The 19,533-nt window shown below is 72.3% G+C and carries 17 protein-coding genes; 10 read left to right on the top strand and 7 right to left on the bottom strand.

Annotated elements, in window-relative coordinates; translation table 11 throughout:
* Positions 1–8: 8 nt before the first annotated feature.
* The 5 genes from B207_RS0111810 (at position 9) to B207_RS0111790 (ending at position 5,996) form a co-directional block, all read left to right on the top strand.
* Entirely contained in the window at positions 9–926 is a 918-nt protein-coding gene (locus B207_RS0111810) for a metal ABC transporter ATP-binding protein (protein WP_018636741.1), read from the top strand.
* Positions 923–1,879, top strand: a complete 957-nt coding sequence (locus B207_RS0111805) for a metal ABC transporter permease (protein ID WP_018636740.1) — start codon at positions 923–925, stop codon at positions 1,877–1,879. Before B207_RS0111810 ends, B207_RS0111805 begins: the two co-directional genes overlap by 4 nt.
* Positions 1,879–2,823, top strand: coding sequence for a metal ABC transporter permease (locus B207_RS0111800; RefSeq protein ID WP_018636739.1), 945 nt, complete (start codon positions 1,879–1,881; stop codon positions 2,821–2,823). Before B207_RS0111805 ends, B207_RS0111800 begins: the two co-directional genes overlap by 1 nt.
* Before the next feature lie 61 nt (positions 2,824–2,884).
* Entirely contained in the window at positions 2,885–4,099 is a 1,215-nt protein-coding gene (locus tag B207_RS0111795; protein ID WP_018636738.1) for a pyridoxal phosphate-dependent aminotransferase, read from the top strand.
* A gap of 172 nt (positions 4,100–4,271) precedes the next feature.
* On the top strand, positions 4,272–5,996 hold the full coding sequence (locus tag B207_RS0111790) for a glycosyltransferase family 39 protein (RefSeq protein WP_230204974.1): 1,725 nt from the start codon (positions 4,272–4,274) through the stop codon (positions 5,994–5,996).
* 125 nt (positions 5,997–6,121) lie between these two features.
* Here the strand turns inward: B207_RS0111790 and B207_RS0111785 are convergent, their stop codons facing one another.
* Together B207_RS0111785 and B207_RS0111780 are read right to left on the bottom strand one after the other, a co-directional pair.
* The gene (locus B207_RS0111785; protein WP_018636736.1) at positions 6,122–6,799 is read right to left on the bottom strand and encodes a hypothetical protein; all 678 of its coding nucleotides are present in this window, start codon (positions 6,797–6,799) and stop codon (positions 6,122–6,124) included.
* A gap of 258 nt (positions 6,800–7,057) precedes the next feature.
* The gene (locus B207_RS0111780) at positions 7,058–7,504 is read right to left on the bottom strand and encodes an SCO5389 family protein (protein WP_018636735.1); all 447 of its coding nucleotides are present in this window, start codon (positions 7,502–7,504) and stop codon (positions 7,058–7,060) included.
* Between the two features lie 153 nt (positions 7,505–7,657).
* Between B207_RS0111780 and B207_RS0111775 the strand changes: the two genes are divergently transcribed.
* Positions 7,658–8,206, top strand: coding sequence for a Fur family transcriptional regulator (locus tag B207_RS0111775; protein ID WP_018636734.1), 549 nt, complete (start codon positions 7,658–7,660; stop codon positions 8,204–8,206).
* Positions 8,207–8,355: 149 nt separating this feature from the next.
* Here B207_RS0111775 and B207_RS0111770 read toward each other — a convergent pair whose 3' ends face one another.
* The 3 genes from B207_RS0111770 to B207_RS0111760 form a co-directional block, all read right to left on the bottom strand.
* Positions 8,356–9,318, bottom strand: a complete 963-nt coding sequence (locus B207_RS0111770; RefSeq protein WP_018636733.1) for a hypothetical protein — start codon at positions 9,316–9,318, stop codon at positions 8,356–8,358.
* Positions 9,319–9,759: 441 nt separating this feature from the next.
* Complete coding sequence (locus tag B207_RS0111765; protein ID WP_026310964.1) at positions 9,760–11,016, bottom strand: CapA family protein; 1,257 nt, start codon at positions 11,014–11,016, stop codon at positions 9,760–9,762.
* 238 nt (positions 11,017–11,254) lie between these two features.
* Positions 11,255–12,142, bottom strand: a complete 888-nt coding sequence (locus B207_RS0111760; RefSeq protein ID WP_018636731.1) for an LLM class F420-dependent oxidoreductase — start codon at positions 12,140–12,142, stop codon at positions 11,255–11,257.
* A 235-nt stretch (positions 12,143–12,377) separates the two neighbouring features.
* Between B207_RS0111760 and B207_RS0111755 the strand changes: the two genes are divergently transcribed.
* The 4 genes from B207_RS0111755 (at position 12,378) to B207_RS0111740 (ending at position 16,806) form a co-directional block, all read left to right on the top strand.
* Positions 12,378–13,475, top strand: a complete 1,098-nt coding sequence (locus tag B207_RS0111755; RefSeq protein WP_018636730.1) for a thiamine pyrophosphate-dependent enzyme — start codon at positions 12,378–12,380, stop codon at positions 13,473–13,475.
* Between the two features lie 344 nt (positions 13,476–13,819).
* The gene (locus tag B207_RS0111750) at positions 13,820–14,767 is read left to right on the top strand and encodes an alpha-ketoacid dehydrogenase subunit beta (RefSeq protein ID WP_051102500.1); all 948 of its coding nucleotides are present in this window, start codon (positions 13,820–13,822) and stop codon (positions 14,765–14,767) included.
* 10 nt (positions 14,768–14,777) lie between these two features.
* Positions 14,778–16,388 carry a dihydrolipoamide acetyltransferase family protein gene (locus tag B207_RS0111745; protein WP_018636728.1) on the top strand — a complete coding sequence of 537 codons (1,611 nt, stop codon included), beginning with the start codon at positions 14,778–14,780 and terminating at the stop codon, positions 16,386–16,388.
* Positions 16,389–16,569: 181 nt separating this feature from the next.
* Positions 16,570–16,806 (top strand): hypothetical protein, encoded by a 237-nt coding sequence (locus B207_RS0111740; RefSeq protein ID WP_018636727.1) that lies wholly within the window; start codon positions 16,570–16,572, stop codon positions 16,804–16,806.
* A gap of 116 nt (positions 16,807–16,922) precedes the next feature.
* Here B207_RS0111740 and B207_RS0111735 read toward each other — a convergent pair whose 3' ends face one another.
* Complete coding sequence (locus B207_RS0111735) at positions 16,923–17,321, bottom strand: hypothetical protein (RefSeq protein WP_018636726.1); 399 nt, start codon at positions 17,319–17,321, stop codon at positions 16,923–16,925.
* A gap of 221 nt (positions 17,322–17,542) precedes the next feature.
* Complete coding sequence (locus B207_RS0111730) at positions 17,543–19,375, bottom strand: acyl-CoA dehydrogenase (protein ID WP_018636725.1); 1,833 nt, start codon at positions 19,373–19,375, stop codon at positions 17,543–17,545.
* Positions 19,376–19,533: the final 158 nt, after the last annotated feature.

The following is a 19,533-nucleotide window of genomic DNA, read 5'->3' as shown; positions in this document are numbered from 1 at the left end:
ATGAACCGGTGTCGACCGTGACCGCCCCCACGCCGGCCTCCTGCCTGACCGCGCCGGGCGCCACAGGCGGGTCGCCGGCGCCGGCCATCGCGCTCCCTGACCAGGCCGCCGCGGCACCGGCGGTCGAGGTGGCTGCCGCGCCGTCCGGGTATGCCGCCGGTGAGGAGACCTCGCCCGGCATCGCGGTCTCGTTCGACAACGCAGCCATCGCCTACGGCCGCGCCACGGTGCTCCGCGGGGTACACGGCGTGTTGCCCGCCGGTGGCACCCTGGCCCTCATCGGGCCGAACGGGGCCGGCAAGTCGACCCTGATCAAGGCTGTCCTCGGCCTGGTCCCGGTGGCGATCGGGTCGATCACAGTGCTCGACCGGGCACCCGCCGCGGCCCGCCGCGATGTCGCCTACGTCCCCCAGGCCGACACCCTCGACCGCGACTTCCCGATCTCGGTCGGCCAGGTCGTCCTCATGGGCCGCTACCGCCGCATCGGTTGGTGCCGTCGCCCGGGGCGGGCCGACCGGGCCGCGGCACTGGCCGCGCTGGAAGCCGTCGGCCTGACCGACCGCGCCCGGGACCGCTTCGGCACCCTCTCCGGCGGGCAGCGCCAACGCGTCCTGCTCGCCCGCGCGATCGCGGCCGAGCCCCGGCTGCTGCTGTTGGACGAGCCCTTCAACGGCGTGGATGTCGTCTCCCAGGACGCGCTGCTCGCCGCACTCGCGACCGTCGCCGAGAGAGGCACGGCGACCGTCGTCTCCACCCACGACCTGGCACTGGCCCAGGTCATCAGCGACCAGGTGTGCGTGCTCAACGGCCGCCAGATCGCCTTCGGCCCGGCCGCCCACGCCCTCACGCCCGAGCCGCTGCGAGCCGCCTACGGGGGTGCCGCGGTCGAGATCGGCGGGCAGAGCGTCATCCTGACCCGACCGTGACCGACCTGCTCATCACTCCGTTCGAGCGACCCTTCATGACCCGGGCGCTGATCGAGATCGTGATCCTCGGTGCGCTCAGTGCCGCGGTCGGCGTCCTGGTGATGCTGCGCCGACTGGCCTTCCTCACCGACGCCCTGACCCACGCCGTCTTCCCGGGAGTCGTGGCCGGCTTCCTGATCGGTGGCGCTGACGGGATCGTCCCCGGAGCGCTGCTGGTGGCGGGCCTCGCCGCAGCCGGTTTCACGGCGCTGGCCTCGACCCGGCGGATCAGCGAGGACGCGGCCATGGCGATGCTGCTCACCGGCTGCTTCGCAGTCGGCGTCGTCCTCGTGTCACGGCAGGAGTCCTACACCGCCGACCTGACCGGCTTCCTGTTCGGTCGCCTGCTCACTGTCAACACCACCGACATCGCCGTGACCGCGGTGACGGCCGCCGTCGCCGGCACGGTGCTGCTGCTCGCCCGCAAGGAACTGCTGCTGCGGGCGTTCGACCCGCAGGGGGCGCATGCGGCCGGCTACCCGGTGTGGCTGCTCGATCTGGTACTCAACCTGGTGATCGCGATGGTCGTCGTGGCCGCGGTCCGTGCGGTCGGGACGGTGCTGGTCATCGCCCTGGTGGTGATCCCCGCGGCGGCCGCCCGCCTGCTCACCGACCGGCTGGCGGGCGTGCTGGCCGTCGCGGTCCTGCTCGGGCCGCTCAGCGGCTGGGTCGGGCTGATCGTCAGCTACGACGCGTCCGTGCACCATGACGTGCGGCTGGCCGCCGGGGCCACCGTCGTCCTCGTGCTGGTCTCGATCTACGGTCTCGCGCTCGCCGGGAGCACGCTGCGGTCCTGGGCGGCGCGGTCCTGGGCGGCGCGGGGACGCGCTCGGGCCGGCTCCGGGGGTGCCGGAGGCGCCGGGCCGCCACAGGCCCTCGACGGGCCTCGGGAACTGTCGCGAGAGGCCGTCTGATGGCGCTGGTGGACTCGCTGGGTGACAGCTACACCCGGCGGGCGCTGGCCGAGATCGTGATCATCGGAGCGCTCTGCGGCGCCGTCGGTGTGCATGTCGTGCTGCGCCGGCTCAGTTTCCTCACCATGGCGATGACCCATGCCACCTTCCCCGGCGTGGTGATCGCCTCGCTGCTCGGGATGAACCTGGTGCTGGGCGCCGGGCTGTTCGGCGTCCTGGCCGTCGCCGCCGTCACCACGATCAGCGGCGTGTCGGGGGCAGCCGGGAACTCCGGCGGCGTGGGCGGTGCCGGAGCCGGGCGCGGAGGTTCCGGGGGCGGCCGGGACGTCAGCACCGTCACCGGTGTCGTGCTCTCCGGCGGCTTCGCCCTGGGCGTGGCCCTCATGTCGGCTCAGGACGGGTCCAACCGCGACCTCAGCGCCTTTCTCGTGGGCTCGATCCTGACCGTGCAGCCGGCCGACCTCGTGGTCAGCGCCATCACGGCCCTCGTCGTGCTCGTCGTGCTCGTCGCGCTGCGCAAGGAGCTCCTGCTCGCTGCCTTCGACCCGACCGCGCTGACCGCCGCCGGCTACCCCTCCAGGCGGCTCGGCCTCGTACTGCTGCTGCTCGTCGAGGCGGCCGTGGTGACCTCGCTGCCCGCCGTCGGCACGATCATGGCGGTGGCCCTGATCGTCGGGCCCGCGGCCACCGCCCGCGTGTGGTGCTCGCGCATTCCCACGATGACGGCGGTCTCGGTCGCGGTGGCGATCATCTGTGGCGTCGGTGGCCTCGCCGTCAGCGAGCAGTGGGACGTCGCCGCCGGCGGCGCGATCGTGCTGACCGTCGCCGCGGCGCTGGTCAGCTCCCTCGTCCTGGCCCCGCTCGTCGGGCGGTCCGGGCGCGACGCGCCCGGCGGGAGGCGGGCCCGTCCCGTCCCGTCGGTGGCCGCCACCCACCAGGGGTGAGCCCACGCGCGTGGCACACCGCCGGACCAAAAACGTTCGACAGCGCATCTACCCTGGTGGCATGGAGTTCGCCCAGTCCGACAAGCTTGCTGACGTCTGCTACGACGTCCGGGGTCCCATCCTCGACGAAGCGACCCGGCTGGAGGCCGCAGGCCAGCGCATCCTGAAGCTGAACATCGGCAACCCCGCCCCGTTCGGTTTCTCCGCGCCGCCGTCGGTCCTCGCGTCCGTCGTCGACAACCTTGCGTCGGCACAGGGCTACAGCGACTCCAAGGGCCTGCTCCCGGCACGCGAGGCCGTCGTGCGCTACTCGGCCGGCAAGGGCCTGGCCGGCATCGGCCCCGACGACGTGTACCTCGGCAACGGCGTGTCCGAGCTGATCACCATGTCGTTGCAGGCGCTGCTGAACAACGGCGACGAGGTGCTGCTCCCCGCGCCCGACTACCCGCTGTGGACGGCGGTGGTCTGTCTGTCCGGCGGGCGCCCCGTCCACTACCGGTGCGACGAGTCCGCCGGGTGGAACCCGGATCTCGACGACCTCACCAGCAAGATCACGCCCCGCACCCGCGCCATTGTGATCATCAACCCGAACAACCCCACCGGGGCGGTGTACGACCGTCCCGTGCTCGAGGATCTGATCGAGATCGCCCGCCGGCACAACCTGATGTTGTTCTCGGACGAGATCTACGACCGGATCCTGTATGACGACGTGGAGCACCATTCCACCGCCGCCCTCGCTCCGGACCTGTTCTGCGTGACCTTCAACGGCCTGTCCAAGGCGTACCGGCTGGCCGGCTTCCGCTCCGGGTGGATGGTGCTGTCCGGCCCCCGCCAGCATGCCTCCAGCTACATCGAGGGTCTGAACATCCTGGCGAATATGCGGCTGTGCGCGAACGTGCCCGGCCAGTTCGCGCTGCAGGCCGCACTCGCCGAGGGCGGCGGCGCCGGCGATCTCGTGCTGCCTGGCGGGCGGCTGCGCGAGCAGCGCGACACGGTGGTGAAGCTCCTCAACGACATCCCCGGGGTCTCCTGTGTACCTCCGCGCGGGGCCCTGTACGCGTTCCCCCGCATCGATCCCGACCTGTACCCGATCGACGATGACGAGCGTTTCGTTCTCGATCTGCTACGGAAGGAGAAGATCCTTCTGGTCCAGGGCACCGGCTTCAACTGGCCGAGCCCGGATCACGTGCGGATCGTGACGCTTCCGTGCGTCGACGACCTGACCGACGCCATCGGCCGCATCGGGCGTTTCCTCGGCGCCTACGCTCACATCTGAGCGCCTTGGGCCGGAGTTGTCCGGCGGCGGCCGATCGCGGCGGTGTCCACCAGGACCACGCCCTGTGGATAGAACCTGTGGGCAGTTGGTGGACGAATCGCGCGCTCTGGTCTCGCCGGCAGATGCCGACGAGGACACGGAGGCGGCCGGAGTAGACGCAGCAGCCGGGCGTTTGGGCACACGTGAAACAACGACGGGCACCGGGCGCCCCGGCCAGCCCCGGCTGCCCGGCCGCCGCCCTTCCGGCACCGTGGCGGCGGCGCTCGGCGCCGCGGCGCTGGCCGTCGCGGTCCAGGCGGTCTTCTGGCAGTGTTTCCGGCAGCCGCTCTGGTACGACGAGCTGTGGCGGCCGCACTTCGCCGGGGAGCCGATGGCGACCTTCTGGTCGGAGCTCTCGGTCGCCAACACGCCGTCCGCCCTCGGGTCGATCGCGCTGCTCCGGCTGTGCGGCGAGGTGTTCGGGTGGCATGCCTGGTCGCTGCGGCTACCGTCCGCCGTGCCGCTTCTCGCCCTCGCTGCCGCCACCTGGCTGCTGGCCAGGCGACTGACCGGGCGGGGGGCGGCGGCCGGCGCTGTCCTCGCCGTCACACTGGCCGGCACCGTCGTCGACCTGGCCTCCCAGGTCAAGCCCTACACCCTGGACGCCGCCTGCGCGGTCGCCGTGGTGCTGGTGTGGATGAGCGACCCGCCGTCCACCCGAGGGCTGCTCGCCCGCCGGATCGCCGCCGGACTCCTCGCGGTCCTCTCGCTGCCGGTGCTGTTCCTGATCGTCCCGCTGTTCGTCCACGACGCGGCCCGGCCGCTGTGGGCGCACCGCCGGCAACCCGGACGCCGGGCGCTCAGGACGGCTGGCCGGGCGGCGGCCTGCGCGGCACCGGCCGTCGTCGTCGCCGGCCTGCACGCGCTGCTGTTCGTGACGCACCAGTCAAGCCAGCGGGCCAGCACCTTCTGGGACGACCACTTCCTCGCCGGGCGGGGGCCGCTGGATGCCGCGCGGTTCCTGCTCGACCAACTCGCGGCGACGGCGGCGGGCGCCCCACCGGGCATCGACCGCTACGACCCGAACCTCGTCCACCCGCTGACCGACTCGTCCGAGGCCCTGGTCGTCGCCCTCGGCGTCGCGGTCACGATCAGCTTCGTCGCCGGGGCGGTCACGCTCGGGCGACGCCGGGACGGTCGGGTGCTTCTCGTCGCGACCGCCGGCGCCGAGCTCATGATTCTCGCCGCGAGTGCCTGGCGTTACTGGCCGTTCGGGGCGGTCCGCCCGAACACCTTCCTCGTTCCGTTGCTCACCGTCGTGGCAGCGGTCGGCGCCTCCACCCTCGCCTGCTCGGTTCCTGCCCGGGTGCGGGGCATGGCTGACCCGGTGGTCCTCGTTCTCGTCCCCGTTCTCCTGCTCACGGCCGCCGTGCCGGTGGCAGCGGCGACCGGGCTCCGGCCGTTGTGGGAGGAACGCACCGACCGCCGCCCGATCGACCTGATGGTGGATGCCACCGCGACCGCCCGAGACCTCTACCGGCCGGGTGACCTCGTACTGGTGGGCGGTCGCCTGGCCCGCGCGGGCTGGCTCTACGGGACGCGACTCAGCCAGGACGGTGCCGTGTCCTCCGGCGCCCGGTCAGCCTCCGCCCGGGGGGCGGCAGGAGCGAGGAGGCCGCGGATCCCGGTCTCCGCCACGGTCTTCCTGACCGCGATCGGCGACGGGGGGGTCGGACAGGCCCTCGACCTGCGGGCGCCGGGGCCGGGCAGCCGGGTGCTGCTGTTCGTCCTCGCGTACGACCGCCGGGGCACCGCGCGTGCGCTGGACGAGGCACGGGCGGCCGGCTGGTGCCCCGCCGAGACGCACGACTTCGAGCTCACCGGAACGCTGCGCGTCCTCACCCGATGCTCCGGCTGACCGCACCGACCGCACCGACCGCACCGACCGCACCGACGTACTGGCGTACTGACGCGGACCGACCCGGGCGGTGGCGCGACGTGGTGTGGTGGTCCGCCCCACGGCACCTGTCACCCCGGCAGGTGTCAGGAGCTTCCGCCCGAGTCCTGTCCCTGCTCGTCGTCCTGCGCGGGATCCGAGGCCGCGTCTGATACCGCGCCCGGGGCGGTGCCGGGAGCGACGTCGGTGGTGGAGGGTTCACCGGAGCGCAGGGGGACAGCCACCGGCAGCCCCACGCGGGTGGCCAGAGCCTGCCACTGGCTGTCGCCGTCCGCCAGCGCCGTCCGGACCCGTGTCTGCAGTTCCGATACCGGGATCTGGGTTCCGTCGAAAAGCTGCAGGCAGGTGGCGGCCGCTGCCGCATAGCGCTCGACACCGCCGGCCAGCATCTGCTGGGCCTGCGCATCCGGACCAGGCTGCAGCCGGGCGGCGCCTTGCGTCCCGCCCCCCAGCCGAACGCACTGGGGCTGCAGCGACGCCCCGTCCTGGGCATCAAGAGCGGCCCGGACGGCCTGGATATTCGTGGCGATACTCGACCGCACCCCCTGGGTGGAGGTGTACCAGGTGGTCAGCTCGACGGTGGCCGCGTCGGCTGCCGGGACTGACGCGGCCGCACTCCCGTCCGGGTCCGATCCGCTGGTCAGCACGCACCCGACCACCAGGACGACCGCGCCGAGAGCCGCCACCCCGGTCACCGCCGGGGACAGGGGCGGCTCGGCGACCCGCCAGAACCCCGCCCGCAACCAGGCCGGACGCCCCGCCACCCGCCACCTCCGCACCGCTCGCCACCAAGGCTGAACGCAAAGGGTACGGGAGGGTATGTCGCAGGCCCTCACGCGTCCCGCGCGCGGCGCATCCCGGGTGCGGACAGGTCACCTGGATGGGCCGGACCCGGACGGCCGCGGGCGGCGCAGGCGAGGAAGACCAGGACCCGCCCGCTCCGAGGCCGCCCGGGCACGGGCCAGGGACGGCCGCCACGCGCCCCCCGACGGGGCCGACCGGTGGAACACCGGCGGTTTCTCCTAGCAGTCCAGAAACTCCGGCTGCTGGTTGAGAATCTGCGCCCGCGACGACACGAAGGCCCGGTACTGCTCGCTGCCGACCGCGGCCGGTGGGAAGACGGCAACCCGGTGGCAGTTCTGAAACGCCAGTGCCACCCCGAAGTGCCGCTCCAGGGCGGTGCGGATGGAGGTGCTGGCCATCGCCCGGAGGAGCTGGCCACGGGCCGCCTCGTCCGGCGGGGGAACCTGGTTGTCGACGAACGCGACGGCCGGCGCGGGACGCGTGCCCACCGGGAGACCCTCGCCCGCCAGGTCACCCGAGCCCCCCGAGGGCAGCTCCGCGACCAGCCCCTCGACCAGGTGGTAGGCGTACGGCAGCGAGGCGCGGATGCAGGCGACGAACTCCTCATCCGTCATCCGGCCCGCGTTCGCGGCCGTGACGAGCTCGGGCGTGACTGTCAGGGACATCAGGATCCTCCTGCTGATGCGAGGGATACGGCGACATGTGGCACCGACTACGTCACGCACGGTCGCATGAAATGAAAACCGTTGTCAACACCACACGCGTGGTCCCAAGTGAGCAGTTCGCGCACACTCCAACCGGGCGAGGGAGATGAGAGAGTGGATGTCGTGGCGAAGGTGGAAGGCGACCAGGCGGGCGCCACGGACGACACAAACAACACGGACGGTCTGCGGGTGGGCCCGGGCCGGGTCCTGAACGATGCGGGCACCTCCCCGCGCGGGCCAGGCAGGCGCACGGCGCACGGCCGCGGCACCACTGTCCGCAACACCCGGCAGGGGGATGCGGTGTCGTCCGCGCTGGCGGCGACCAATGCCTTCACCAGCGCCCAGGATCTGCACGCCCGCCTGCGTCAGGAGGGCCAGTCAGTCGGCCTGACCACGGTCTACCGGCACCTGCAGATGCTTGCCGACCGCGGCGAGGTCGACGTCCTGCGGCGTGACGACGGGGAGACGGTGTACCGCCGCTGCACGACCGGAACACACCATCACCACCTGGTGTGCCGACGCTGCGGCCACACCGTGGAGATCGCCGGGCCCGAGATCGAGGCCTGGACGTCGGCTGTGGCGAACGCGGAGGGCTTCACCGACGTCGTCCACACGGTCGAGATCTACGGCACGTGCGCGGCGTGTGCCGCCGGCGGCGCGTAGCCGCCGGCGGCGAGGGGAACGGGCGGCCGGAGCGGCCGGAGGCTGTCCGACGGCTCCGGCCGCCCGGGCCGATGCAGCAGTGGGTTGTCGGCGGAGGCCCGCCGGTCTCGCCCGGCACGGTTGTCAGGTGCCGGGCGAGCTCACCCGGCTCAGCGGCAGACGCTGCCGGCCCGCCCGAAATCGGGCCGGGAAAGGTCGAGGTCCAGAACGTTGTCGCGTCCGCTGATTCCCTTAAGGTCGATGACGCACTGCCGGCCGTTCGCGGTGTCGGTCACCGCGATGCGTTGCGGACCCGCGTACATCGCGCCGCTGTCCCAGGTCGGTTCACCGGTGCTGGTGAAAACCGCGAACGACGAGATCGGATAGTCGCTCGATGATCTCGCTTCACCGCCGAAGATGAGGAACTTGACCCGGTCCCGAGCCGGCGTGCTGCCACCGTCCGTGATGCGTCCACCGATACGCGCCGTACCCGGATCATTCAGCGTGGCGAGGGTGATGCGGCCGACCCAGGCAGAGTACGTCCACCCGTTTGCCCGATGACCGAAGGCATCGATGTAGAAACGGGAGTGGACGAACTCCTTGTCCCGGTCGACCTGCGGGTAGAACTCGAAGGAAAGGCCCGCCGTACGGCTGCCCCAGCCTGTGTTCAGGGTCCCCCCGCGGACGAGGTCGGGCTGGCTGTCGCCCATGAAGTAGCCGTGTGGGAAGAGCAGGCTGCGCCCGGCCGCGAAACGCGTGTAGGTCGCGTAGCTACCGCGCTCCTGGCAGGCGTTGAGGTAGGTGTCGCCGGCACCCGTTGCCTGGTTGAAGTTCTGGCAGGGCAGATAGGGCTCCTGCGTCGAGCCGAGGACCAGGTCGACGCCGACGGCTCCGGAGATCGACACCGGATTGCCGTCCCGGTCGACGAGGCCCTCGAAGGGAACGGCGACGCCGTTGCCTCGGCTCGGGTCGGCGGCGTACTGGGTGGTGTCGGCGGCCCAGGCCGGGCTGGACCCGCTCAGGGCAAGAAAACCGCTCCCGGCGACGAGTACGAGGAAGGAAAGAATTCTTCGGCGGCGGGGCCGGGCCGCCGGCCCACGGTGGCGATGCCTTTTCGGCGCGGTTCGCGACACGACACTCCCGGATCGACAGGGGGATGCTTGTCCCGGATCCGGCGGCCGGCGTCCGATGCTTTCAGCGAAGTTCTTCTCGATTAGGACCGGCGCCGGACCTCGGCAGGGCACAGCAAACAGAACGGACGGGCAGCAGGATGAAAGAGATTGCCGGGGCACCGCGAAAATAAGTTACGGACAGCACATACCGGCGGATGTTTCTGGCTTCCTGCGGGCCAAGGTACAACACAACAGATGCACCTGGCCCGACCGCGCCCGAACAATTACCTGAATGGGTGGGGCCGTCGGGTCACACCCGTGCGCGCACTGGTGCTCGCCCGGCACCGACGGGCGCCAGGCCGGTGTCAGGCGGGCGCCAGACGAGCGCCAGACGAGCGCCAGACGGGCGCCAGACGAGCGCCAGACGGGCGTCAGGCGGGCGCCAGTGAACCGCGGCGGAGCTCACCGGGGAGCGGTGGCGGCGAGACCGGTGCAGCCGCGCAGGCCGTTCCACCGGTTCAGCGCCTCGGTGGCGGCGGCGCCGGTCAGCGGGCGCGGCGCGCCGTCGACGATGCGGCCGGGCACCCAGTTGGCCGCGGTCACGGCCCGGCCCTGGAACGTCAGCTCCAGGACCCCGGTCTCGGTGTTGGGCCCGGAGCCCGAGGCGTAGAAGACGAAGTTCCCCAGCCCGTAGGCGACGTACACGCCGTCGGTGTTCCAGCCCGCGCCCTGGAGGACGTGGGCGTGCCCGCCGACAAGGGCGTCGGCGCCGGCTGCGACGAGCGGTGCCACCAGGCTGGCCTGCGCCTCGCTCGGGCAGGTCTCCCGTTCGATGCCCCAGTGCAGGTAGACGATCACCGTGTCGACGGTCGGCCGGACCGCACGGATGGCCGAGGCCAGTCGCTCGACGTTCTTCGCCGAGGCCAGGCCTGGTTTGCCCGGACCGGACGTCCAGGCCGCGGCGAGTTCGTCGTCGAGGACCTGGGTCGCGCCGAAGACCGCGATGCGCTGGCCGTTGACGCTGGTCACGTACGGGGCGTACGCCTCCGTGTCGTCAGCGCCGATGCCGACGGTGGGGAAGGTCGCCGCCTCGGCGCTGCCGAGTGAGTCGGTGAGGCCGTCGAGGCCGTAGTCCATGCCGTGGTTGTTGGCCATGTTCACCACGTCGATCCCGGCTGCGCGCAGGGCGTTGAACGCCGTGGGGGGCGCCCGGAAGACAAAGGTCTTGGCGGCCGGTGTGCCACCGGTCGTCACCGCTGTCTCCAGATTGACAACGGCGAGATCGGCAGCGGTGAGGTTCTGTGCCATCGGCCCGATCGCGGTACCGGGATCGGACGCCAGCCGCTGGCCCGCCGAACCCTCGAAATGCACGTCGCCACCGAACGCAATACGCACTGGATTTCCGGTCGGTCGACGCGGGCCGTTTCCAGCCACAGTCTGCTCGCTTTGCGCGGGTGATTGCGGCGCGGACGGCCGTGCGATCGGCCCGCCGGCGGCGGCACGGGCCTGCCCCTGGCCCGCAGCAGCCGCTTCGTCGTCGCCACTGCCGCCCATCAGGCCCAATGTCGCCAAGGCGACACAGCTGACGACAGCGAGAAGTGAACCGGCCAACACCGGAGTTCCCCAGCTTTCCCGGAAACCACCGCGGGCCCGCGGGCGGCGGGCGGGATCACTCCCGGAGATCGACCCGGGCCGGCCCGCTCTGCGCCCACCGGCCATTTGTTCGACCCCCGCCCACGAAATTCCGATGACCGAAAGTCACACTACCTCGATGCCGCCCGCCTGGCCTGCTCCTCCATACCGGCCCATCTTCCCGATCCCCACATGCCGATCTTCCGGAAGAACGGGTAAAACATCACCCGCGCCCGGCACGGCGGCAAAGAATGGCCGGATCCACCCGCGGCGGCCTGCAGCAGCCCACCGCGGCCCGCAGCAGCCCGCAGCGGCCCGCGGTGGCCTACAGCGACAGCAGCGCCGGGGCCAGCTCACGCCACTGGCGGCGCGGCAGCCCGCGGCGGTCGAAGTCGAGGACCTGTACGGCGACCTGGTCGGCCCCGGCGTCCAGATGTTCCTTGATCCGGCCGAGCAGGACGTCGACGTCCCCCCACGGGACGATGGTGTCGACCAGACGGTCCGACCCGGCGCCGGCCAGGTCGTCGTCGGTGAAGCCGTAGCGGCGCAGGTTGTTCGTGTAGTTCGGCAGGCGCAGGTACGACCCGGTGTGCCGGCGGGCCAGCTCGCGGGCCTGGGCCGGGTCGGTGTGCAGGACGAACGCCTGCTCCGGCACCAGCAGTTTGCCGGCACCGAGCAGCTCGCGGGCGTGCGCGGTGTGCTCCGGCGGCACGAAGTAGGTGTGCGCGCCGTCGGCGCGGTCCCGGGCGAGGCCGAGCATCTTCGGCCCGAGGGCGGCCAGCACCCGCGGCTGGGGGCCCGCCGGCGGCACGGCCCGGTACTGCTCCGCGGCCATCCGGTCCATCTCGTCGAGGTAGGCCCGCATCTGGGCCAGGGGCCGGGAGTAGACGGCGCCGCGGATGTGCATCAGCTCCGCGTGCGAGACGCCGAGGCCGAGCAGGAAACGGCCGGGGTTGGCCTCGGCCAGCGCGAGCTGACCGGCGGCCATCGTCAGCGGGTTGCGGGCGAGGATCTGCGCGATGCCGGTGGCGATGGTCATCCGTGACGTCACGCCGAGCATGAGCCCGGCGGTCACCAGGACCTCGCGGCCCTTGACCTCACCGGTCCACAGGGTGGAATAGCCGAGCTCGTCCAGTTCGGCGACGGCCTCGCGGACGGTCCCGGCCGGCGAGAAGTCGAACTGGCCGCTCCAGATGCCCACCTTGCCGAGCACCGCTCCGACCGGCGGCCGGGCGGGTGCCTCGAACGGCGCCGGCGGGGTGGGAGAAGCCGGCGGGGTGGGAGAGGCCGGCGGGGTGGGAGAGGCGGAGGGGCCGGGGCTGCTGGCGGCGTGGCGCGCGTGGTCACTCACGCGGGTCACCGTACCGAGGGGGCCATCGGTCACTCGCTGCGACCGTCCGGCTGCGTCGACATCGTCTCGCCGGGTTGCCTCCGCGGGAACGAGGGCTATGTTTGCCGGTGTGACGGAGCTGGTGCAGCTGCTCACCCCGGACGGCCGGCGGACGACCGCGGCATCCGCATCCGGTCCCGAGGCTGAGTACCAGGCCTACGTGGCCGATGTGACCGACGACGACCTCGTCGGCCTGTTGCGGGACATGGCGATCGTCCGCCGCCTCGACGACGAGGGCACCGCCCTGCAACGCCAGGGCGAGCTGTCTCTGTGGGCGAGCCTGCGCGGCCAGGAGGCCGCGCAGATCGGTTCGGGCCGGGCCCTCGGCCCCGACGACATGGCGTTCCCGTCGTACCGGGAGCACGGTGTCGCCTGGTGCCGGGGGGTCGACCCGCTGAATGTGTTCGGGCTGTTCCGGGGGTCCTCGCTCGGCGGGTGGGATCCCCAGGAGCACGGTTTCGCCCTCTACGCGATCGTCGTCGGCTCGCAGACCCTGCACGCCACCGGCTACGCCATGGGGGTCACCCGCGACCACGGCGAGGGCGCGGTCATCTCCTACTTCGGCGACGGGGCGTCCAGCGAGGGGGATGTGAACGAGGCCTTCGGCTGGGCGAGTGTGTTCTCCGCCCCACTGGTCTTCTTCTGCCAGAACAACCAGTGGGCGATCTCGGAGCCGTACCGGCGGCAGAGCCGGGTCCCGGTCTACCAGCGCGCCCGCGGGTTCGGTTTCCCGAGCGTGCGGGTCGACGGCAACGATGTCCTCGCCACGCTGGCGGTGACCCGGTGGGCGCTGCACCAGGCCCGCACCGGGGCCGGGCCGGTGCTGGTGGAGGCGCTGACCTACCGGATCAATCCGCACACGACCGCCGACGACCCGTCCCGGTACCGCCCGGCGGACGAGCTTTCCACCTGGCGCCGCCGTGATCCGCTCGACCGGCTGCGGACATACCTGCGGGCGCGGGACGTCCTGACCGACGAGCGGGAGTCGGGCATCGCCGCCGAGGCGGACGCCGTCGCGGCGGACCTGCGGACCCGCTGCCTCGCGCTCCCCGACCCGCCCGAGGACTCCGTCTTCGATCATGTTCAGGTGACCGAGAACAGTCTGGTCACCACCGAGCGCGCCGCGTACACGGATCTCCGGGGAGCGTTGCTGTGACGACCAGTGAGATGGCGACGGGGCCAGCCGCGGGCGCGCCGGCGAACACCGCCAGGCAGGCCGCTGTGGACGCGGACCCCCGGCCCGCCGGCACTGCCGCCTCCCTGGGCCGGGAGGCGGCAGGCAGCGGCGCGGCGGGCGGCAGCGTGGCCGGCGGCAGCGTGGCCGGCGGCAGCGTGGCCGGCGGCAGCGTGGCCGGCGGCAGCGTGGCGGCCGGCAACGGCACGGCCCCGGGGCGCCGGGCGGTGACAGCCGTGGTCGACGGCAGCGGCACCGCGGGCGAGGACAGCGCCCGCCGGACACTGACCCTCGCCAAGGCGCTGAACACCGGGCTGCTGGCCGCCATGCAGGCCGACCCGAAGACCGTGATCATGGGTGAGGACGTCGGCAAGCTCGGCGGTGTCTTCCGCATAACCGACGGACTGCAGGAGCTGTTCGGCGAGGAGCGGGTGATCGACACGCCGCTCGCCGAGTCGGCCATCGTCGGCACCGCCATCGGACTCGCCATGCGTGGCTTCCGGCCGGTCTGCGAGATCCAGTTCGACGGGTTCGTCTACCCGGCGTTCGACCAGATCGTCAGTCAGCTCGCGAAGATGCACTACCGCTCGGCCGGCCGGGTCCGGCTGCCGGTGACGATCCGGATCCCGTACGGCGGCGGCATCGGCGCGGTCGAGCACCACAGCGAGTCGCCCGAGGCCTACTTCTGCCACACCGCCGGGCTGCGGGTCGTCACCTGCTCCAATCCGGCCGACGCACACCTGATGATCCAGCAGGCGGTGGCCTCGGACGATCCGGTGATCTTCCTGGAGCCCAAGCGCCGCTACTGGGAGAAGGGTGAGGTCGACACGACCCCGCTTGCCGACCTCCCCGCCGGCCTGCGCACCGGCCTGCACAGCGCGCGGGTGGTCCGGCCGGGTGAGGACGCCACCGTGGTCGCCTACGGCCCGATGGTCCGCACCTGCCTGGACGCCGCCGAGGTCGCCGCCGCGGAGGACGGCCGATCGCTGGAGGTGATCGACCTGCGCTCGCTGTCGCCGCTCGATCTCGACCCGGTGATCGAGTCGACCCGCCGCACCGGGCGGCTCGTGGCGGTCCACGAGGCGCCGTCGAACGTGTCGCTGTCGTCGGAGATCGCCGCCCGCGTCACCGAGCAGGCCTTTTACCACCTGGAAGCACCGGTGCTCAGGGTGACCGGCTTCGACACGCCCTACCCTCCCGCACGGCTGGAGGACCACTACCTCCCCGACGTCGACCGGATCCTCGATGCCGTCGACCGATCGTTCGGCTACTGAGGAGACTGCGGTGTCCCATCGACAGTTCCGTCTACCCGACCTGGGCGAGGGCCTGACCGAGGCGGAGATCGTCCGCTGGCTGGTGGACGTCGGCGAGGCCGTGACCGTGAACCAGCCGCTGGTGGAGGTCGAGACGGCGAAGGCAGTCGTGGAGATCCCGTCGCCGTTCGCCGGGGTGCTCGTCGAGCGGCACGGCGAGCCCGGTGCCGAGCTCGCGGTCGGCGCCCCGCTGCTCACCATCGACGCCGTCGGCGACGAACCGCCGGGCGGCACCGCCGCATCGCCCCCGCCGGTCGGGGAGCCCCGCAGCGGGGCTGCCTCGCTGCCGGCGTCGCGCGCCGGAGAAGCCATGGACGGAGTCACCGAAGGCGTCCCCGACGGCGCCTCCGCGGGCGCTGCAGGGGGCCCGGTCGGGGGAGTTGACGCCAGCCGGGCTGATCTGGCCGGCCGGCCGTCGATGGCGGCCGGCCGCACGCCGATGCTCGTCGGGTACGGGCCACGCAGTGGCGAGACCGGGCAGCGGCGCCGGCGCCGCGTCCAGGGCGGCCCGCCGACCGCCACCACCACGCCCACCACGCCCACCGCGACCGCGACCGCGCCCACCGGCACGGTTTCCCGGCCGGGCCGGGTGGCGGCGAAGCCACCGGTGCGCAAGCTCGCACGTGACCTGGGGGTGGATCTGTCCAGCCTGGCCGGCACCGGCCCGGCAGGCACGATCAGCCGGGCGGACGTCGAGGCCGCCGCAGGCCCTGCCCCGGCCACCGCCCCGCTCCCGCCAGCCCGGGACATCCCGGCGGCACCCGCCGTCTCCCCTGCGCGCTCGATCCCCCCTGCGCACGCGGTCCCCCCTGTGGCCGCCCGGCAGGTGCCGGGCGCCGTTCCGGAGGACGCCCGTTTCGACGAGGCGTCCCGGAGCTGGCGGGTGCCGGTCACGGGGGTTCGGCGCACGATGGCGCGGGCGATGGTCGCGAGCATGTTCACGGCGCCGCACGCCACCGAGTTCCTCAGCGTCGACGTCACCGAGACGATGGCGGCGAAGGAGCGGATCGCGGCCCTGCCGGACTTCGCCGGCGTGCGGGTGACGCCACTGCTGCTGGTGGCGAAGGCGCTGCTGACCGCCGTCCGGCGACACCCGATGATCAACGCGTCGTGGGTCGGCGACACGTCCGGTGACGATGCCGAGATCCGCGTGAAGGAGCAGGTGAACCTCGGAATCGCGGTGGCGGGGCCGCGGGGCCTCGTCGTCCCGAACATCCCCGCGGCGGGGGCGCTCGACCTGGTCGGGCTCGCCCGCGCGCTGCAGGGGCTGACCGAGGCCGCGCGGGCGGACCGGCTGCGCCCGGCGGACCTCTCCGGCGGCACGATCACCATCACCAATGTCGGGGTCTTCGGCGTCGACACCGGTGCACCGGTGATCAATCCGGGCGAGGCGGCGATCCTGGCGCTCGGCGCGATCAAGCCGGCCCCCTGGGTGCACGACGGCGAGCTCGCGGTGCGCACGGTGGCCCAGCTCGCGCTCTCGTTCGACCACCGGGTGGTGGACGGCGAGCTGGGTTCGGCGGTCCTCGCCGACGTCGGGGCGGTCCTCGCCGACCCCGTGGTCGCCCTCGCCTGGAACTGAGCCCGACGTGCTGGTCAGGCCAGGTGCGCCGCAAGGCGGCAGATATCAGCACTTCGCCGCATACACCCTTGAGGGAACAACGGACACATAGGGGTGCACAACGGAGAGAGGTGTCCAGCCTGGTACGGTTGCGCCTCACACCCGGCACCCGGCTCGACTTCCGCCACGAAGAGGTGAACGCATGACGCGCGTGGAGGCTCTGCAGGCCGCCGACGAGTTCGTCGCGAAGGTACTGACCTCCGCCAGCACCAGCGGCCGGTTCAACGGGGCGCTCAACCTGGCCGAGCGGGTGGACCTGACCCTGCGGGTCGCCCGGTTCCTGCTGGAGGGCCAGTCGTCCACCGAGGCCGACGACCTCCTCAAGCGTGACATGCGCAACGAGCTCGACCAGGCTTTCCCTCCGCTGCGCACCACCTGAGCCCGGTCGGCGCCCGCCCGCACGGCACAACCCGCCCATACGGCTCCCTGCCAGGGCCCGCGCACGGCTCCCCGGCCCGCGCACGCTCCGGGTCGGCGCAGGCACGGTTCACGCGCTCAGCGCAGGCGCAGCCCGCGCTGGGCCGGGCGCCGGCTCCGGGGCCGCTCGTCCAGGTGCACGTCGGTGCGCGTCTCGCGGACGGACTGGGCGGAACCGTCGCCCCCGGTCTCGGGGCGGACAGGGTCATGGTGTGTCGGGGCCTCGACCTGCATGGACGGGTCCACCAGCACGGTGTCGTCCACACTGACCGGCGGTGGTGTGCCGTGGTCGATGGACTCCTCGACGATCCGGCGGCGCCACTGGTCACGGTAGAGCGTGACGCCCAGCCCCACCAGACTGACGATCATGAGAATGACCCCGACAGCGGTGAGGTCGAGGCCGGACGGATCGGCGCGGACGGCGAAGGCGAGCACGGCGCCGAAAGCGAGAAGCAGAAGGCTCAGCGGAGTTCCCATTGGCTCCGTCTACCCCTGATCACCCACGATACAACCACGCTGCGCACATCCAGCACCCGACGGATGCCCGCAGCGCCCGCGGCCTCGTTCGACAGCTGCTACGTCCATCGAGGTCAGCGGAGCCGCAGCGCGCTCCGAGCGGGCCGGGTGCACCAGCGAGAAATCCGCGCGGGGTGGTCGGCAACGGGCTCGCCGACCACCCCGCGCGGATCCCAACTGCGTCAGAACGCCTCTTCGGGCAGCTCCATCAGCCCGAGGCCGGTGCCTTCCAGCACCGTGCGGCGGGCCTGCAGCTCCGGCAGGACGTTGGCGGCGAACCAGCGGGCCGCCGCGATCTTGCCGGTGTAGAAGGCCTGGTCCTTTCCGGCCGCGGGCTTCTCGTCCTGGGCCCGCAGCGCCGCCTCCGCGCCGCGCAGCAGCAGCCACCCGATGACGAGGTCGCCGAGGCTCATCAGCAGGCGAGTGGTGTTCAGCCCGACCCGGTAGACCTGCCTGCCGTTCTCGGCGCCGGCGGTGAGGAAGCCGACCATGGCTCCGACCATCGCCTGGCACTCCTCCAGGGCCCTGCCCAGCGCCTCCCGCTCGCCGCGCAGCGCGCCGTTGCCCGCCTCGCCCTTGGCGAACTCCTGGATCTGCCCGAGCAGGGCGGTCAGCGCCCGCCCCTTGTCCCGGACGATCTTCCGGAAGAACAGGTCCTGCCCCTGGATGGACGTCGTGCCCTCGTACAGGGTGTCGATCTTGGCATCGCGGATGTACTGCTCGATCGGATAGTCCTGCAGGTAGCCGGACCCGCCGAGGACCTGCAGCGAGCTCGCCAGCAGTTCGTAGGAGCGCTCGGAGCCGACGCCCTTGACGATCGGCAGCAGCAGGTCGTTCATCCGCTCGGCGTCCTCGTCCGCCCGGCCGCTGGCCGCGGCGAGCGCGACGGCGTCCTGGAAGGTCGCCGTGTAGAGCACGAGGGAGCGCATCCCCTCGGCGTACGCCTTCTGTGCCATGAGCATCCGGCGGACGTCCGGGTGGTTGATGATCGTGACGCGGGGGGCGGACTTGTCCGAGGCCCGGGTGAGGTCGGCGCCCTGCACCCGCTCGCGGGCGAACTCCAGCGCGTTGAGGTAGCCGGTGGACAGGGTGGCGATCGCCTTCGTCCCGACCATCATCCGGGCGTACTCGATGACCCGGAACATCTGGGCGATGCCGTCGTGGACGTCCCCGACCAGCCAGCCGACGGCCGGCTCTCGCTCGCCGAACCGCAGCTCGCAGGTGGTCGAGACCTTCAGGCCCATCTTCTTCTCGAGGTTGGTGACGTAGACGCCGTTGCGGGCGCCGGGCGCGCCGGTCTCCGGGTCGGGCATGTACTTCGGCAGCACGAACATCGACAGGCCCTTGGTGCCCGGGCCGTGGCCCTCCGGGCGGGCGAGCACCAGGTGGAAGATGTTCTCGGGGACGTCCCAGTCGCCGCTGGTGATGAAGCGCTTGACACCCTCGATGTGCCAGGTCCCGTCCGGCTGGGCGACGGCACGCGCCCGCCCGGCGCCGACGTCGGAGCCGGCGTCCGGCTCGGTCAGCACCATGGTCGCGCCCCACTGGCGCTCGATGGCCCAGCGCGCGAGCTTCTTCTGCCACTCGGTGCCGATGCTCTCCAGGATGGCGGCGAAGGTCGGGCCGGCCATGTACATGAACACGGCCGGGTTCGCGCCGAGGAGCAGCTCGGACGACGCCCAGGCGATGCTGGGCGGCGCTCCCATGCCGCCGAGGTGCGCCGGGAGGTACAGCCGCCACCACTCGCCCTCCTGCGCCGCCGCGTAGGAGCGGTGGAAGGACTCGGGCAGCGTGACGGTGCCGGTGTCGGGATCCAGCGTCGGCGGGTTGCGGTCCGCGTCGACGAAGGACTCGGCGACCGGTCCGGTGGCGACCCGCTCGAGCTCGGCGAGCACCTCGTGGGCGGTATCGCGGTCCATCTCCGCGAAGGGCCCGGTCCCGAGCGTCCGGTCAACGCCGAACACCTCGAACAGGTTGAACTCGATGTCGCGAAGGTTGCTCCGGTAGTGCCCCATGGACGGCTCCTCCCCTCGACCCACCGTGCGGTGCTCGGTGGCGCGGGCGTGGTTACTCGCTGGTAGGTGATGCCCATGCTACTCGCGAGTAACCAAGAAGGGGAGAGATCTCCGGACGAATGCCACACCGGTTCGGAGTGCGTGCAAAGCACACGGAG

This window comes from Parafrankia elaeagni (assembly GCF_000374165.1).
GTDB lineage: Bacteria > Actinomycetota > Actinomycetes > Frankiales > Frankiaceae > Parafrankia > Parafrankia elaeagni.
This window is presented reverse-complemented; position numbering and strand designations above follow the sequence as displayed.

Bases quoted from the DNA above. Each gene is read 5' to 3' on its own strand.
- B207_RS0111795 (WP_018636738.1), top strand. From the start codon at position 2,885: ATGGAGTTCGCCCAGTCCGACAAGCTTGCTGACGTCTGCTACGACGTC.
- B207_RS0111740 (WP_018636727.1), top strand. From the start codon at position 16,570: ATGACGCGCGTGGAGGCTCTGCAGGCCGCCGACGAGTTCGTCGCGAAG.
- B207_RS0111765 (WP_026310964.1), bottom strand. From the start codon at position 11,016: ATGGCCGGTGGGCGCAGAGCGGGCCGGCCCGGGTCGATCTCCGGGAGT.
- B207_RS0111780 (WP_018636735.1), bottom strand. From the start codon at position 7,504: ATGTCCCTGACAGTCACGCCCGAGCTCGTCACGGCCGCGAACGCGGGC.
- B207_RS0111750 (WP_051102500.1), top strand. From the start codon at position 13,820: ATGCAGGCCGACCCGAAGACCGTGATCATGGGTGAGGACGTCGGCAAG.
- B207_RS0111730 (WP_018636725.1), bottom strand. From the start codon at position 19,375: ATGGGGCACTACCGGAGCAACCTTCGCGACATCGAGTTCAACCTGTTC.
- B207_RS0111735 (WP_018636726.1), bottom strand. From the start codon at position 17,321: ATGGGAACTCCGCTGAGCCTTCTGCTTCTCGCTTTCGGCGCCGTGCTC.
- B207_RS0111755 (WP_018636730.1), top strand. From the start codon at position 12,378: ATGTTTGCCGGTGTGACGGAGCTGGTGCAGCTGCTCACCCCGGACGGC.
- B207_RS0111800 (WP_018636739.1), top strand. From the start codon at position 1,879: ATGGCGCTGGTGGACTCGCTGGGTGACAGCTACACCCGGCGGGCGCTG.